Raw genomic sequence first — 14,690 nt, forward strand, 5'->3', positions numbered from 1 at the left:
TTGAGAACAGGCAAAGCGCGCGCCAGCCAACTTGCTCGATGGCACACTCCTTCGCTCACCAAGCAATATCCACGCCATAAATTGCACGTAAATGATATAAGGCAGTTATCTTTTTTCGATAGGGAACCGCTGCCGGGCAACTGTAAAATTTACCGACATAGTGAAGCTGCTGGCGGTGCATTCGTCGGTCCAGCGTCAGCGGCTGATATGCTGCCCCCGGAAAAGCGGCGCTGCCACTTGCCGGGCGGAGTTACAAAGACGTGCTTGTGGCTTACCCGGGCCAGGCAATCCTGCCTGGGGCTGATGACTTGTCGCCCGTCATGGGCAAGTGACCTGGCGACGCCGCAGGGTCTCGAAGAGGCAGACCGCAGCAGCCGCAGCAACATTCAGCGATTCACTGCTACCGAGCATCGGGATGTGCACGCGCTGATCCGCCGCAGTGGCGACTGCCGGCCTTACGCCGCGTCCTTCGCTACCAAACACCCAGGCCAGCGGTTGTCGAAGGCTGGCCGCATAGAGGCTGCTCGACCCGTCGAGCACTGTCGCCACTGAATGGCCGCGATAGAGAGCAAGAAAGGCCGCAAGATCGCTGTGCTCATGGATGTCGAGCTGGAAATGCGCGCCCATCGCCGCCCGCAGCGTCTTTGGCGACCAGGCCTGCGCGCAATCTTCGGATAGCAGCACCTGTCGGAAACCGGCGGCAGCGGCGCTGCGCAGAATTGAACCGAGATTGCCCGCATCCTGGATCCCATCGAGGAGTACCGTATCGCCATCATGAGCGAGACCGCGAACTGGCTGCGGCGGTGTGACGATGGCCATGATTCCGCTTGGCGTGTCCACCACCGCCAAGGCGTCGAACAGCGTGTCCGCCAGGAGGGTAACGGCAAGCGACGCCCGGCCCTCCAGGTAGCGGGCGTTTTCGGGCCGCCTGGCACCAGTTTCGCTGACCAGCACTTCTTCGATGCTGCCGTAATTCTGCTCGTAGGCCTCGATAAGGTGCATGCCGTCGAGCAGCACGTGGCCGCTCTTGCGCCGCTCACGACTGCTTTGCGAGAGTTTCAGGAGTGCTTTGTAATGGGCATTGTCGCGTGCGGCGATCCGTCTCATGACTCGCCAAGCCGCGCCACCGGCGCGAAGCTGCGGCGGTGCTGCGGACTCGCGCCTTGTTCGCGCAGCGCCTGCAGGTGAAATGCGGTCGGGTAACCCTTGTGGCGATCAAAACCGTACTGCGGATAGCTGGCGTGCAGCACGAGCATGCCGGCATCGCGGCAGGTCTTGGCGAGAATCGATGCGGCGGCAATCGCTGCGACCTTGCCGTCGCCGCCGACGATGGCTTCGACCGAACACGACAGCTGTGGACAATGACAGCCGTCGACCAGTGCATGACTCGGGAATACCGGACCCTGAGCGCCGGCGAGCGCCGCGACGGCACGCTGCATGGCCAGCAGGCTGGCCTGCAGGATGTTGATCCGGTCGATCTCGGCGGCACTGGCTTCAGCGACGGCCCAGGCCAGTGCGCTGCCGCGAATCTCCGCGGCGAGCAATTCCCGCTTGCCGGCCGAAAGTTTCTTCGAGTCGTTCAGACCGCTAATTGGCCGACCTGGATCGAGGATCACGGCGGCGGCGACCACCGGTCCCGCCAGCGGCCCGCGGCCGGCTTCGTCGACGCCGCAAACCAGACCTTCAACCGGCAACAGCAAGAGCATCGACGCGCAGCGCTGTTCTTGGCAGGCAGGCGATGACTGCTGCAGCCGCCTTTTCGGCGGCGTTCTGCCGCAACTGCAAATGGATCTCGCGAAATACGGCCTTGATGCGCTCGCACGCCTCTCTGTCCGCATAGAGATTGAGCAGTGCCTGTGCCAGATTCTCGGCGGTCGCTTCGTCCTGGATGAACTCCGGAACGACGAATCTGCCGGCCAGGACGTTGGGCAGACCGACATAGGGCAGGTAGCCCATACGGCGCATCATTCGGTACGACAGCGGCGCCATCTTGTAGACGATGGCCATCGGTCGCTTGAGCAGTGCGGCCTCCAGGGTCGCCGTGCCGCTGGCGACCAGAACCGCATCGGCGGCCATCATCGCCTGATGGGCGTGTCCGAAGAGCAGGCGAATAGGCAACTGCTTCGCCCCCCGGCGGTGCAGTGCGCTTTCGAACAAGACGCGCGTTTCGCGCGTCGTCAGCGGAGCGAGAAAAATCGCCTCCGGAATCTGCTCGTGCATGTGGCGGGCGGTTTCGATGAAAGTCTCCGCCATGTACTGCAGTTCGGACTGCCGGCTGCCGGGCAAGAGCGCGAAGACCGGCGTCGCCGGCGAAATGCCGAGCAGCGTCCGCGCTGTATGGCGACCGTCTTCGAGCGGCAGCATGTCGGCCAGAGGATGGCCGACATAGCTCACGGGAATGCCCTGCTTCTCGTACAGCGCCGTCTCGAACGGAAAAAGTGCCAGGACCCGCGAAACTGCCGCACCGATGCTGTGGATGCGTTCGCCACGCCAGGCCCAGATCGACGGGCTGACGTAATGGACGCAGGCAAGGCCACGCCGCTTGAGCGCCTTTTCGAGCGATAGATTGAAATCCGGCGCATCGACGCCGATGAACACGTCCGGCGGGTCAGCCAGCAAGCGGCGCTTGAGATCGCGGCGGATGGCGGCAATCTCGCGATAGTGGCGAAGCACTTCAATGTAACCGCGGACGGCCAGCTTTTCGAGCGGATGCCAGGCTGTGAAACCCGTAGCGAGCATCTTCGGGCCACCGACACCAAAAAAAACAGCCCCCGGAAGCCTCGCCTGCAAGGCCTGAATCAGCTGACTGGCGAGGAGATCGCCGGAGGCTTCGCCAGCGACCATGGCGATGCGCAGCGGTGCCGCAGCGTTCATCGAATGATGCCGCGCTTCGATGCCGCGAGGAAATCCAGGAGCGGCTGGATCTCCGGATGAACGAGCACCTCTTCGTTCAGCTTGGCGCGCGCCTCATCCAGCATCAGCCCCGACTTGTAGAGGGTGCGGTAGGCGCGCTTCAAAGCCAGCAGCGCCTCGGGAGAAAAACCACGCCGCTTGAGCCCCTCGGCGTTGATCCCAAAGGGACTGGCCGTGTTTCCAGCAGCCATCACGAACGGCGGAACGTCCTGTAGAACCACCGTCCCGACAGCGGTCATGGTATGAGCGCCGACACGGCAGAACTGGTGCACCCCGGTATAGCCACCGAGAATTGCCCAGTCGTTGATATGCACATGGCCGGCCAGCTGCGCGTTATTGGCAAACACGGTATGGTTGCCCACCTGGCAATCATGCGCTATATGCACATAGGCCATGATCCAGTTGTCATTGCCGACGCGGGTGATACCGACATCCTGGGCAGTCCCCAGGTTGAAGGTGCAGAATTCGCGAATGGTGTTGCGGTCACCGATCTCCAGTCGCGTCGGCTCACCGGCGTATTTCTTGTCCTGCGGCACCTCACCCAGCGAATTGAACTGAAAGATCCGGTTGTCACGACCGATGCGCGTCCGCCCGGAAATCACCACATGCGGACCGATCACCGTGTTGTCGCCGATTTCCGCGTCTTCGCCGATGATCGAATAGGCGCCGACTGAAACATTGCTGCCGAGTTGCGCGCCAGGCGCGACGAGCGCACTTTGATGAATCATGGCACCTGTCACACCCCGGCTCCGCCGACATCGCGCTTGGCGCACATCAGTTCGGCCTCGGCGACGATCTCGCCGTCGACGCGGGCCTCCGCCTTGTATTTCCAGATACCGCGCATCTGGCGCAGAATCTGCACGTGCAAGTGCAACTGATCGCCCGCGGTCACCGGCTTCTTGAAGCGCGCGCCGTCAATGCCGACGAAATAGAAGACGGAATTCGCGTCGGGCTTGGCGCCCATGGTCTTGAAAGACAGGATGCCGGCCGCCTGCGCCAGAGCCTCCATGATCAAGACTCCCGGCATCACCGGGTGATGCGGAAAGTGACCGACAAAAAATGGTTCATTGACGGTCACGTTCTTGTAGGCATGGATGGACTTGCCGAGCTCGAAATCGAGCACCCGGTCGACCAGGAGAAAGGGATAGCGGTGCGGCAGATGTTCGAGGATTGCGTGGATGTCCATTGCGTTCAAGACCTGTTCTCCCTTTGTTCGAGTTTCTTTTCAAGTTCGGCGACCCGCTCGGCGAGTCTCGCCAGACGCTTGATCTGTGCCGCATTGTGCAACCACTCCTGGTGCCCTTCGAGCGGAAAGATGCTGGTGTATTGCCCGGCTCGGGGCAAGCTCTTGGTCACCATACTGCCCGCCGAGATATGCACGTCGTCGGCGAGTTCCAGGTGACCGATGATCATACCGGCGCCGCCAACGGTACAGCGACGACCGATGCGGGTACTGCCGGCGATCCCGACACAGCCGGCCATCGCCGCATGCTCACCAATACTGACGTTGTGACCGATCTGAATCTGATTGTCGAGTTTGACGCCATTGCCGATCACCGTGTCGTCCAGAGCGCCTCGGTCGATTGAGGTATTGACTCCGACTTCGACATCATCACCCATCACCACCCGACCGATTTGCGGGATCTTGACCCACTGCTCACCGTCCTTGGCAAAGCCAAAGCCGTCACCACCGACAACCGCACCGGCGTGGATAATCGCCCGCCTGCCGATCACGCAACCATCATAGACCACGACATTCGGGTAGAGCACGCAATCGTCGCCAATCACGACGTCATCACCGATCACACAGCCCGGGTAAAAAGTGACATTCTCGCCAATGTGCGCGCGCTCGCCAATGACGGCATTCTCGCCAACACTTACCGATGGTCGCAGCTCCGACTTGACCACGGCGCCGCGATGGATGCCGGGCCGACGTTGCCGGAACGGATTGAGCAAGGCAACGACGCGCGCATAGTAGGCGTAGGCATTGGGGTGCACGATTCGCGGTAGCGAGGTCTCGGCTGAAAACTGCGGCGGCACGATGACCGCCGTCGCCCGCGTTATTTTCAGTTGCTGCAGGTATTTGGAACTGGCAAGAAAGGCGATGCGCCCTTCGCCGGCTGAAAGGAGGCTGGCGACCTGCGAGACAAGCACCGATCCGTCACCTTCAAGCACTCCGCCGAGGGAGGCGACGATCTCGTCCAGCCGTAGCCCCCCTGACACCTCCACTCCGTTGCCTGGCGAGCTAACGGTCATGACATGTCGAGACGCCCCAGATCGCACCACAGATCATGAACGTCATGACCGTCCTCCTCCACTTGCAGCGCGCATTCCGGCTTGCACGCCGGAATCGTTCGACGGGCAGGGGACGAAGGGCGATTCGTGAGGCGCGTACGCGACATTCACATTAAGGGCTTATTTTCCGTCCCGGGGATCGGACAAGGCCTGGATCACCTTGTCAGTGATGTCGAGTTTCGGGCTGACCCAGACCACATCCTGAACGATCAGGTCGTACTTCTCATTTTCAGCAAGCTGCTTGATCGCCTTGTTGGCCTTTTCGATGATTGCCGCGTTCTCTTCGTTCTGGCGCAGGTTCAGATCCTCACGGAACTCGCGTTGCTTGCGTTGAAACTCTCGCGACAACTCACCAAGATCCTTCTCCTTGCTACGGCGCTCGGGCTCGGCCATGGTCACACCATTTTTCTCCAGCGCTTCCTGCAAGCCCTGCACCTGCTTCGCCAGACGTTGTAAATCCTGGTCGCGCTTGGAGAACTCCTGCTCAATCTTCTTGGCCGCGCGCACGGCAGCGGGTGCGTCGCGGAAAAGACGCTGGGTATTGACGTACCCCACCTTGAGTTGATCCACCGCCGACGCATAGGACACGGGCAGCGAGGCCATCAACGCAACCAGCAGTCTGGCAATCGTCTTCTTCAAGCTTGTTCTCCTGGGTTAGAAAGTCGTTCCAAACTGGAACTGGAACTTCTGGAGTTTATCATTACTTTGCTCGTTGATCGGCTGACCGTAGCTGAATTTCAGCGGCCCGAGAGGCGAAATCCACGCCGCAGCGAGGCCGACCGAAGTCCGCAAGCCCTCTTCGGCATAGGTGTAGTTGTCGGTGAAAACATTGCCGGCATCAAAAAAAGGACCGAAGCGGAAGGACTTGTCGATGCCCGGAAACGGCATCAGGATCTCGGAATTGAACACTGCCTTGCGTGTGCCGCCGAGGCGCGTATCCGGATATAGCGGATCTACCGGACCCAGGCTGGCGGTATCGTAGCCACGTACCGAACCTACACCACCAGCATAGAAATTCTTGTAGAAAGGCAAGGTCTGCCCCGACAAACCGTCCCCGTAGCCAAGGTCGACATTGAGCATCAGCACAAGGTCCTTGACGAGTTCAAAGTAGTGTTGATTCTGATAGCTCGCCCGATAAAAAGTCAGGTCGGCGCCGGGAATCGCCACCTCCAGTCCGGCTCGCTGGGTTCCACCTTTGGTCGGATAGATGGCGCTGTCCCGCGTGTCACGAGCCCAGCCCAAAGTCGTCGGCAGGGTAAGATTGGAGTCGCCGTTCTGCGCCTGGAACTGGATATACTGGATTGGCGTTGCCAAGGTAACCGGCGTAATGTCGATATTGGTTTGATCTATCGCCAAACCGAAAGTAAGCGAGTCCACCTCCGTGAGCGGGTAACCAAAGCGGATCCCACCACCGTAGGACGTGGACTGGAATTCGTAGCCGAGAGAAGTCGGGTTGAGCGTGCGATAGTAGAGATCGAAGCCCTGACTGATACCGTCAACGGTAAAGTATGGATTGGTATAGTTGATCCCCAGAGTACGGTTCAACTTGCCCGTATTCAACTGCAAAGCCAGGTACTTGCCGCTACCAAAAATGTTCGACTGCGATATCGAACCTGAAAGGATGACCTTCTCCGAACTCGAGTAGCCGGCGCCGAGTGAGATATTGCCGGTCGACTTCTCGGCCACATTGATGTTGACATCAACCTGGTCAATGGTCCCGGGCACTGGCGGTGTCTCGACGTTGACTTCGCCAAAGTAGCCGGTCCGGTCAATCCTTTCACGCGATTTCACGACCCGGTTCGCGTCGTACCAGGCGCCCTCCATCTGACGCACTTCCTGACGAATCACCTCGTCGCGCGTTTTGGTGTTGCCGGTGATGTTGATGCGCCGGACGTAGGCACGCTTCCCGGGATCGACGAAAATCGTGAACGCCACCAGATGCTTTTCCTGGTCGAGTTCTGGCGCAGCGTTGACGTTGGCAAACGCGTAGCCTTGGGCACCGAGTTTATCGGCAATCGATTTCGTACTCTCGTTGAGTATTTTGCGCGAGAAGACGTTGCCCGGCTTGATCTTGACCGATTCCCTGAACTCTTCTTCCGGCAAGATCAGATCGCCGGCGAGTTTCACCGACGAAACAAGATAAGGCTCGCCTTCCTTGATGCTGATCGTGAGGTAGATGTCCTTCTTGTCGGGACTGATCGAAACCTGCGTCGATTCGATGTTGAACTCCAGAAAGCCACGATCCAGGTAGTAGGAACGCAGCGTTTCGAGATCTGCTGCCAGCTTCTGTTTCGAGTACTGGTCACTCTTGGTATACCAACTGATCCAGCTTGGCGTTTTCAGCTCCATCACGCTCAGCAGGTCCTTCTCCTTGATGGCATGGGCGCCGACAATGTTGATCTCCCTGATCTTGGCGGTGTCACCTTCGTCGACGTTGAAGTTGATCGCCACGCGATTACGGTCCAGCGGCGTGATGGTGGTGGTGATGGTCACCGCATACCTGCCACGCGACAGATACTGGCGTTTCAGTTCCTGCTCGGCTTTCTCGAGTGTGGCTCGGTCGAAGGTGCGCGAGACGGCGATCCCCACCTCCTTGAGGCCCTTCAGCAACTGCTCCTTGTCGAACTCCTTCAGGCCGACAAAGTCGATCTGTGCAATCGCCGGCCGCTCGTGGACGACGACGATCAGCACGTCGCCATTTATTTCAACGCGCACATCCTCGAAGAAGCCGGTGGCGAACAAGGTCTTGATGACTTGCGCCGCCTTCTCGTCATCCATCGTTTCGCCAACTTTGACCGGCAGGTAACTGAACACTGTCCCGGCTTCGACGCGTTGGATGCCTTCGACACGAATGTCGGCGACCGTAAACGGTTCCATGGCCATGGCGCCAGCAGCAAAAAGGGTGGCCAGCAGACCTGTGAGCAGCGATTTGTTCATGAACTCAGCCGGAAAACAGTCGATTGATATCGTTGTAGAAAGCGAAAGCCATCAGCAGGAACAGGAGTGCCATACCGATCTTCTGACCGATTTCCATGCTGCGCTCGGAAACTGGCCCACGCTTGATGATTTCGACGAGATAATACAGCAAATGCCCTCCGTCCAGAATCGGGATCGGCAACAGATTCAGGACACCGAGGCTGATGCTGACCAGCGCCAGGAACTTGATGTAATAGTCCACTCCCAGCCTCGCCGATCGGCCAGCATAGTCGGCAATGGTCACCGGCCCGCTGATATTTCGCCACGACACTTCGCCGGTAATCATCTTGCCGATCATCAGCAGGGTGAAGGTCGACTTGTCCCAGGTTTCCGCAACTGCCTTGCTCAGTGCCGCCAGAGGGCCATAGCTAACGGTGACCATCAACTCGGCTCGCGAGTGATCCCCATCGCTCACTGCGACGCCAATGCGCCCGACCTCCTGCCCCTGCTCGTCGACCGAAACCGGGGTCACCCTGACCGTAATCTGCTGCCCATTACGCAGCAAGTCCAGAGCAAGCGGCTTGCCAGGAGAACCGCGAACGATGTGCACGAAGTCTGACCAGTTGCCGATCGCCTGCCCATCGACGGCCAGCACCTCGTCTCCTGAAAGCAATCCAGCGTCGGCCGCAGCGCTGTTACCACTGACCGTCCCGAACACCGCCGGCAGTTGCGGGCGGAAGAGGCCCAGGCCAAGCCGTCCCAAGGCGTCCCCCTCCCAGCCCGACTGACGGACAGGCGAGACATCGAGACGACGGAGGCTGATCTCGTGGCGCGCGTTGATCACCTCGAGGTCGATCAGATCCTGATCGACTGCCCGTTGCAGCAGCAGCCAGCGCATCTCCTGCCAGGTCTGAACTTTGTCACCAGCCACCTTGAGCACCAACTCACCGTCTTCCAGGCCGGCCGCAGCGGCGGCGCTGGCCGCCACCGGCGCAGACAGCAGCGGCTTGAACTCCTCGGTACCGTGCCAGAAGAGTCCCCAATAGAGCACGATGGCCAGCAGAAAGTTGGCCGCCGGCCCTGCTACAACAATGAGCATGCGCGACAGCACCGGTTGCCGGTTGAAGCTGCGCGGCAAGTCTTCGACAGCAACCTCGCCTTCGCGCTCGTCGACCATCTTGACATAACCGCCCAAGGGGAAAGCCGCAATGGCCCACTCGGTGCCGTCCACCCCCAAGCGCTTCGCCCACAGCGGTCGGCCGAAACCGACTGAGAAACGCAGCACTTTGACGCCCACCCAACGGGCGGCCAGATAGTGACCGAACTCATGCACCACGACCAGAATTCCGAGGGCCAGAACGAATGCCGTCAGGTAGTACAGAAAGCCGCTCATTGTCGGCCCAGGGCGACGACGAATTCCTCGGCGGCGGCGCGCGCCATGCCATCGGCGGCAAGAACTTCGGCCAGCGAGCCCGGCACCCGGGTTGCCGGTAGCCGGTCCATGGCGCCAGCAATCACTCGGGGAATTGCCGTAAAGCCGATCCGCCCGTCGAGAAAAGCTTCGACCGCAATTTCGTTGGCGGCATTCAGGGTCGTTGGCGCGCAGCCGCCTTCCTTGAGCGCACGATAAGCCAGGGCAAGACAGGGAAAACGCTCCAGATCTGGGCGCTCGAAATGCAGCGATGCGACCTTGAACAGATCCAGGGGCTCGACGCCGGCGGCCATGCGCCGCGGGTAAGCCAGCGCATGTGCGATCGGGGTGCGCATGTCCGGATTGCCAAGTTCGGCGATCACCGAGCCGTCAGCGTATTGAACCAGGGAATGAATGATGCTTTCCGGATGGATCACCACTTCGATGCGCTCAGCCGGGACGTTGAACAGCCAATGCGCCTCGATCACCTCCAGGCCTTTGTTCATCATCGTTGCCGAATCGACCGAAATCTTTCGTCCCATCACCCAGTTCGGATGCGCACAAGCCTGCTCCGGAGTGACCGCAGCGAGGTCGGCAAGCGCCGTCAGGCGAAACGGGCCGCCCGAGGCAGTGAGATACAGGCCGAGCACCCCGCCGTCGTCGAGATCACCCGAATAACCACTCGGCAAGGACTGAAAGATCGCATTATGTTCGCTATCGATCGGCAACAGGATGGAGGCACTCTGGCGAACAGCACGCATAAAGACCGCGCCGGCCATGACCAGGGCCTCCTTGTTGGCGAGCAGGATCTTCTTGCCGGCGACGGCCGCTGCCAAAGTCGGCGGCAAGCCGGCCGCACCGACAATGGCCGCCATGACAGTATCAACTTCGGGCAGGGCCGCCATGCGCAGCAGCGCATCAGGACCGTAGCCAACCTCGGTCTGGCAGCCGACGGCGAGCAAGCGCGCCGCCAGTTCGGTCGCCAGCGCAGCTTCGCCGACCACCGCATGGCGCGGCTGAAACTCGAGGCACTGCTCAAACAGGCGATCGATCTGCCGATGCGCACACAGGGCCACCAGTCGATAGCCCTGCCGATGGCGGCGAATGACGTCCAGGGTATTGACCCCGATCGACCCGGTCGATCCGAGGATGGTCAGGTTTTGCACGACACTGCCAGCGCTCACGGGAAGCTCAACAGCCAAACGAGCGCCACCAGCGGCAATGTCGAGGTGAGACTGTCGATACGATCGAGAACTCCCCCATGGCCTGGCAACACATTGCTGCTATCCTTCAGCCCCGCCTGGCGTTTGAGCAGCGACTCGAAGAGATCGCCGACAACGCTGATCGAGGTCAGCGCGACCAGCGCGACGAGCAACAACAGGGGCTTCTCGGCCAGCACCACAGGCAGTTTGGACGACAACAGAAAGCCATAAGCGACGACTGCGACGCCGCCACCGATTGCCCCCTCCCAGGTTTTTCCCGGGCTGATATTGGGCGCCAGCTTGTGTTTCCCAAAGCGGCGGCCGGCAAAATAGGCAGCAATGTCCGCCAGCCAGACGACGGCCATGATCGCCAGCAGGGCGAGAGGGCCCGCTTGCCGTAGCTGTACCAGGGCCAACCAGGTTGGCAGGATCAAGAGCAAACCGGTGAGCAGGCCGAACACCGCGTTCGACAAAGGCCAGCGTTGACGAAGCCAGAGCGGCACCGCGAGCAGCCAGAAAGCGGCCGCCGGCAGATAGAGGAAGGCACCCAGACGCCACGCTGCCGGCTGAGAAAAACCCGTGCCAAGCCCAACCGCCGCCGGTTCGACGGCACTCAGCAAGGCACACAGCGCGACGGCGAGAACCCCGAGCGCCATCCGTGCCACAGCAGCAAGGCGCATCAACGCCCCCCACTCCCAGGCGGCGACGGCAGCTATCGCCGTGACGAAAACCAGCCAACCCGCTGACGACAGGTAGAACAGCGCGGAGAAGAAAGCGGCAAACAGGAAAACCGCGGTGATCACCCGCGTCCTAAGCATCTCTCCGTCCGCTCATCGCTGCTGGGGTGGTCGCGGGCGAACCGTCAAGCAGCTGCTCGCTGGTTCGTCCGAAGCGGCGTTCGCGCTGCTGAAAAGAGGCCAGCGCGGCATCGAAAGCCACCGCATCAAATTCCGGCCAAAGCAGGTCAGTGAAATAGAATTCGGAATACGCCAGCTGCCAGAGCAGGAAATTGCTGATCCGTTGCTCGCCACCGGTGCGGATGAACAGGTCGGGCTCCGGCGCATAGCTCATCGCCAGATGCGGCGCCAGGTCGCTCTCTGTCCACGTGCCGTTTTTTCCCGGCTCACTTAGCAACATGTGGTTGACTGCCTGAAGGATATCCCAGCGCCCACCGTAGTTCGCGGCCACCGTCAGGATCAAGCGCTCGTTGTCGGCGGTCCGCTCCTCGGAGCTGCGGATCAGCGCCTGCAGTTCCGGCTCAAAGCGTGACAAATCGCCAACCACCCGCAGGCGAACGCCATTACGATGCAGCTTGCTGACTTCATCCTTCAATGCCTTTACGAAGAGTTGCATCAGAAGGGAAACTTCCTCTTGCGGACGACGCCAGTTCTCTGAACTGAACGCAAAAATCGTCAGAAACTCGATACCCCGCTGAAGACAGGTCTTGACCGTGGCACGCACCGTTTCGACGCCGCGATGATGGCCAGCAAAGCGCGGCAACAAGCGCTTCCTGGCCCAGCGCCCATTGCCGTCCATGATGATCGCCACATGCCGAGGCACCGCCGACGCTACCGGAACGTCGCGAGTGGAACTGGCGAAAAGAGCCATTTCTATAACTGCTCCGAAAGCCCTAGATAGCCATCAACTCGGTTTCCTTGTGGCTGAGTTGCTGATCGATTTCCGCCACGTGACGGTCGGTGAGCTTCTGGATCTCGTCCTGGGCGCGGTGCTCCTCGTCCTCGGAGCACTCCTTGTTCTTGAGCATTTCTTTCAGCGTCGCCATGGCGTCCCGCCGCAAATTGCGGACAGCGACCTTGGCACCTTCGGCCTCGGCCTTCACAACCTTGATCAGCTCGCGGCGGCGCGCCTCGGTCAGCATCGGCATCGGCACGCGGATCAGATCGCCTTGCGACGACGGATTGAGCCCCAGGTCGCAGTCGCGAATGGCCTTCTCGACCTTTGCCGCCATTCCCTTTTCCCAGGCCTGAACTCCGAGCGCACGGGCATCAATCAAGGTCACGTTGGCGACGGTGTTGATCGGCACCATCGAGCCGTAGTATTCGACCTGCACGTGGTCGAGCAGACCGATGTGAGCGCGTCCGGTGCGTACCTTGGCGAGGTCGCCACGCAGCGCCTCCAGGGACTTGTGCATTTTCGCTTCTGTCGTCTTCTTTATATCTGCTATGGACATCTTGGTCTCCTTCAGCAATACACCAGGGTGCCTTCGTGCTCGCCCATCGTAACCCGCCGCAAAGCGTCCTTCTTGAAAATCGAAAAGACGTTGATCGGCAACTTCTGGTCTCGGCAGAGTGCGAAAGCCGTGGCATCCATCACCGCCAGGTTCTGAGCGATCGCTTCGTCGAAGCTGATCCGGTCATAGCGGATGGCCAGCGGATCCTTCTTCGGATCGGCCGAGTAGATACCATCGACCTTGGTCGCCTTGAGCACGATTTCAGCACCGATTTCGGCGCCACGCAGAGCGGCTGCCGTATCGGTGGTGAAGAAAGGATTGCCGGTACCGCCAGAAAAGATTACCGTCCGACCCTGCTCCAGATAGCGAATGGCCTTGGCACGAATGTACGGTTCGACCACCTGCTCGATGTTCAGCGCTGACTGGACGCGCGAAACCATTCCGGCCGAACGCATGGCGTCGTGCAAGGCCAGGCCATTCATCACCGTCGCCAGCATTCCCATGTAGTCCGCCTGCGCCCGGTCCATGCCGGATGCGGCGGGCGCAACACCACGAAAGATGTTGCCACCGCCGATCACCACACCGACCTGGACGCCCATGTCGACAATGCCCTTTATTTCGGCAACGATTCCCGCAATCGTCTGCCGGTTGATGCCGTATGCATCGGAACCCATAAGGGCCTCACCGGAGAGTTTGAGCAGGATGCGCTTGTATTTCGGCGAGTTGTCGGACATCGTCGTCTGGCTCCTTGGTCGGTCTGGGTACGGGTCGTCGTTTACTTCTGTGCAGCGGCAGCCTGGGCAGCCACTTCGGCCGCGAAGTCGTTGCTTTTCTTGGCAATGCCTTCGCCAACGACAAACAGCGTGAAGCCGGCAACCGACGCCGCTTTGGCCTTGAGCAATTGCGCGATCGTCTGCTTGCCGTCTTCTGCCTTGACGAAGACCTGGCCAAGCAGGGTCACCTCATTGAGGAATTTCTGCACCGAGCCCTCGGCAATTTTTTCCAGCATCGCTTCCGGCTTGCCCGCCTCTTTCGCTTTCTCGATGGCAATGCGCCGCTCGCTCTCGATCAGATCGGCGGCAACGCCCGTCGGATCAAGCGCTTTCGGCTTGCCCGCGGCGATTTGCATCGCCAGATCTTTGCCCAGGTGCTCGTCACCACCCACGTAGTCGAGCAGGACGCCGATCTTGGCACCGCCATGAATGTACGAAGCGAGCCGGCCTGTGGCTGGCATGCGCACGAAACGCCGAATCGACATGTTTTCACCGATCTTGCCCACCAATGCGGTACGCGTCGATTCAACAGTCCCGTCACCCATCGGCAGGGCCGACAAGGCAGCCACATCGGCCGGATCATGGCTGGCGACCAGCGCCGCACAATCACTGGCCAGCTTCAGAAAGTCATCGTTCTTGGCGACGAAGTCGGTCTCGGAGTTCACTTCGACCAGCGCACCCACTTTGCCATCAGCCGACAGATGGATCGCCACCACACCCTCGGCTGTAATACGACTTGCCGCCTTGCTCGCTTTCGAACCAAGCTTGACGCGCAGGACTTCTTCAGCCTTGCTCAGGTCGCCAGCAGCCTCGGTCAGCGCCCGTTTGCACTCCATCATCGGCGCGTCGGTTCTCTCGCGCAACTCTTTAACCATGCTTGCGGTAATTTCCGCCATTTCATTCTCCACTTGTGAACACGGCCGGTAGTGCCGGCCGTGCCTCACTGAACATTCAGGACAAACAGACCGACGGCGACAGCACGCCGCACG

General features: G+C 60.4%; 15 protein-coding genes. All 15 read right to left on the reverse strand.

Translation table 11 applies throughout. The features are described from left to right. Positions 1–318: 318 nt before the first annotated feature. The 15 genes from V5B40_RS14410 to tsf all read right to left on the reverse strand — a co-directional run bounded on the left by V5B40_RS14410 (position 319) and on the right by tsf (position 14,597). Positions 319–1,107, reverse strand: a complete 789-nt coding sequence (locus V5B40_RS14410) for a TrmH family RNA methyltransferase (RefSeq protein ID WP_332355141.1) — start codon at positions 1,105–1,107, stop codon at positions 319–321. Then, positions 1,104–1,706 (reverse strand): ribonuclease HII, encoded by a 603-nt coding sequence (rnhB, locus tag V5B40_RS14415; protein WP_332355142.1) that lies wholly within the window; start codon positions 1,704–1,706, stop codon positions 1,104–1,106. Before rnhB ends, V5B40_RS14410 begins: the two co-directional genes overlap by 4 nt. Further along, the gene (lpxB, locus tag V5B40_RS14420; RefSeq protein WP_332355143.1) at positions 1,684–2,874 is read right to left on the reverse strand and encodes a lipid-A-disaccharide synthase; all 1,191 of its coding nucleotides are present in this window, start codon (positions 2,872–2,874) and stop codon (positions 1,684–1,686) included. Before lpxB ends, rnhB begins: the two co-directional genes overlap by 23 nt. Further along, positions 2,871–3,641: an acyl-ACP--UDP-N-acetylglucosamine O-acyltransferase gene (gene lpxA, locus V5B40_RS14425; protein ID WP_332355144.1), complete on the reverse strand. Its 771-nt coding sequence runs from the start codon at positions 3,639–3,641 to the stop codon at positions 2,871–2,873. Before lpxA ends, lpxB begins: the two co-directional genes overlap by 4 nt. 8 nt (positions 3,642–3,649) lie before the next feature. Next, positions 3,650–4,099 carry a 3-hydroxyacyl-ACP dehydratase FabZ gene (fabZ, locus tag V5B40_RS14430; RefSeq protein ID WP_332355229.1) on the reverse strand — a complete coding sequence of 150 codons (450 nt, stop codon included), beginning with the start codon at positions 4,097–4,099 and terminating at the stop codon, positions 3,650–3,652. 5 nt (positions 4,100–4,104) lie between these two features. Next, complete coding sequence (gene lpxD / locus V5B40_RS14435) at positions 4,105–5,169, reverse strand: UDP-3-O-(3-hydroxymyristoyl)glucosamine N-acyltransferase (protein ID WP_332355145.1); 1,065 nt, start codon at positions 5,167–5,169, stop codon at positions 4,105–4,107. A gap of 159 nt (positions 5,170–5,328) precedes the next feature. Continuing rightward, complete coding sequence (locus V5B40_RS14440) at positions 5,329–5,811, reverse strand: OmpH family outer membrane protein (RefSeq protein ID WP_434735879.1); 483 nt, start codon at positions 5,809–5,811, stop codon at positions 5,329–5,331. Positions 5,812–5,862: 51 nt separating this feature from the next. Continuing rightward, complete coding sequence (bamA, locus tag V5B40_RS14445; protein WP_332355147.1) at positions 5,863–8,145, reverse strand: outer membrane protein assembly factor BamA; 2,283 nt, start codon at positions 8,143–8,145, stop codon at positions 5,863–5,865. Positions 8,146–8,149: 4 nt separating this feature from the next. Then, entirely contained in the window at positions 8,150–9,517 is a 1,368-nt protein-coding gene (gene rseP / locus V5B40_RS14450; RefSeq protein ID WP_332355148.1) for an RIP metalloprotease RseP, read from the reverse strand. Next, positions 9,514–10,719 carry a 1-deoxy-D-xylulose-5-phosphate reductoisomerase gene (gene ispC, locus V5B40_RS14455; protein WP_332355149.1) on the reverse strand — a complete coding sequence of 402 codons (1,206 nt, stop codon included), beginning with the start codon at positions 10,717–10,719 and terminating at the stop codon, positions 9,514–9,516. Before ispC ends, rseP begins: the two co-directional genes overlap by 4 nt. Beyond that, entirely contained in the window at positions 10,716–11,555 is an 840-nt protein-coding gene (locus V5B40_RS14460; protein WP_332355150.1) for a phosphatidate cytidylyltransferase, read from the reverse strand. Before V5B40_RS14460 ends, ispC begins: the two co-directional genes overlap by 4 nt. After that, positions 11,548–12,345, reverse strand: a complete 798-nt coding sequence (gene uppS, locus V5B40_RS14465) for a polyprenyl diphosphate synthase (protein ID WP_332355151.1) — start codon at positions 12,343–12,345, stop codon at positions 11,548–11,550. Before uppS ends, V5B40_RS14460 begins: the two co-directional genes overlap by 8 nt. 22 nt (positions 12,346–12,367) lie before the next feature. Beyond that, positions 12,368–12,928, reverse strand: a complete 561-nt coding sequence (frr, locus tag V5B40_RS14470; protein ID WP_332355152.1) for a ribosome recycling factor — start codon at positions 12,926–12,928, stop codon at positions 12,368–12,370. A gap of 11 nt (positions 12,929–12,939) precedes the next feature. Continuing rightward, entirely contained in the window at positions 12,940–13,662 is a 723-nt protein-coding gene (pyrH, locus tag V5B40_RS14475; RefSeq protein WP_332355153.1) for a UMP kinase, read from the reverse strand. 41 nt (positions 13,663–13,703) lie between these two features. Further along, the gene (tsf, locus tag V5B40_RS14480) at positions 13,704–14,597 is read right to left on the reverse strand and encodes a translation elongation factor Ts (protein ID WP_332355154.1); all 894 of its coding nucleotides are present in this window, start codon (positions 14,595–14,597) and stop codon (positions 13,704–13,706) included. Positions 14,598–14,690: the final 93 nt, after the last annotated feature.

Source organism: Candidatus Accumulibacter meliphilus, assembly GCF_036625345.1.
Lineage (GTDB): Bacteria > Pseudomonadota > Gammaproteobacteria > Burkholderiales > Rhodocyclaceae > Accumulibacter > Accumulibacter meliphilus.

What these genes read in the sequence shown, in the direction of transcription:
- V5B40_RS14460 (WP_332355150.1), bottom strand. Translation starts at nt 11,555, where the DNA reads ATGCTTAGGACGCGGGTGATCACCGCGGTTTTCCTGTTTGCCGCTTTC.
- bamA (WP_332355147.1), bottom strand. Translation starts at nt 8,145, where the DNA reads ATGAACAAATCGCTGCTCACAGGTCTGCTGGCCACCCTTTTTGCTGCT.
- tsf (WP_332355154.1), bottom strand. Translation starts at nt 14,597, where the DNA reads ATGGCGGAAATTACCGCAAGCATGGTTAAAGAGTTGCGCGAGAGAACC.
- lpxA (WP_332355144.1), bottom strand. Translation starts at nt 3,641, where the DNA reads ATGATTCATCAAAGTGCGCTCGTCGCGCCTGGCGCGCAACTCGGCAGC.
- rseP (WP_332355148.1), bottom strand. Translation starts at nt 9,517, where the DNA reads ATGAGCGGCTTTCTGTACTACCTGACGGCATTCGTTCTGGCCCTCGGA.
- lpxB (WP_332355143.1), bottom strand. Translation starts at nt 2,874, where the DNA reads ATGAACGCTGCGGCACCGCTGCGCATCGCCATGGTCGCTGGCGAAGCC.
- lpxD (WP_332355145.1), bottom strand. Translation starts at nt 5,169, where the DNA reads ATGACCGTTAGCTCGCCAGGCAACGGAGTGGAGGTGTCAGGGGGGCTA.
- pyrH (WP_332355153.1), bottom strand. Translation starts at nt 13,662, where the DNA reads ATGTCCGACAACTCGCCGAAATACAAGCGCATCCTGCTCAAACTCTCC.
- fabZ (WP_332355229.1), bottom strand. Translation starts at nt 4,099, where the DNA reads ATGGACATCCACGCAATCCTCGAACATCTGCCGCACCGCTATCCCTTT.
- frr (WP_332355152.1), bottom strand. Translation starts at nt 12,928, where the DNA reads ATGTCCATAGCAGATATAAAGAAGACGACAGAAGCGAAAATGCACAAG.
- rnhB (WP_332355142.1), bottom strand. Translation starts at nt 1,706, where the DNA reads ATGCTCTTGCTGTTGCCGGTTGAAGGTCTGGTTTGCGGCGTCGACGAA.
- V5B40_RS14440 (WP_434735879.1), bottom strand. Translation starts at nt 5,811, where the DNA reads ATGGCCTCGCTGCCCGTGTCCTATGCGTCGGCGGTGGATCAACTCAAG.
- V5B40_RS14410 (WP_332355141.1), bottom strand. Translation starts at nt 1,107, where the DNA reads ATGAGACGGATCGCCGCACGCGACAATGCCCATTACAAAGCACTCCTG.
- uppS (WP_332355151.1), bottom strand. Translation starts at nt 12,345, where the DNA reads ATGGCTCTTTTCGCCAGTTCCACTCGCGACGTTCCGGTAGCGTCGGCG.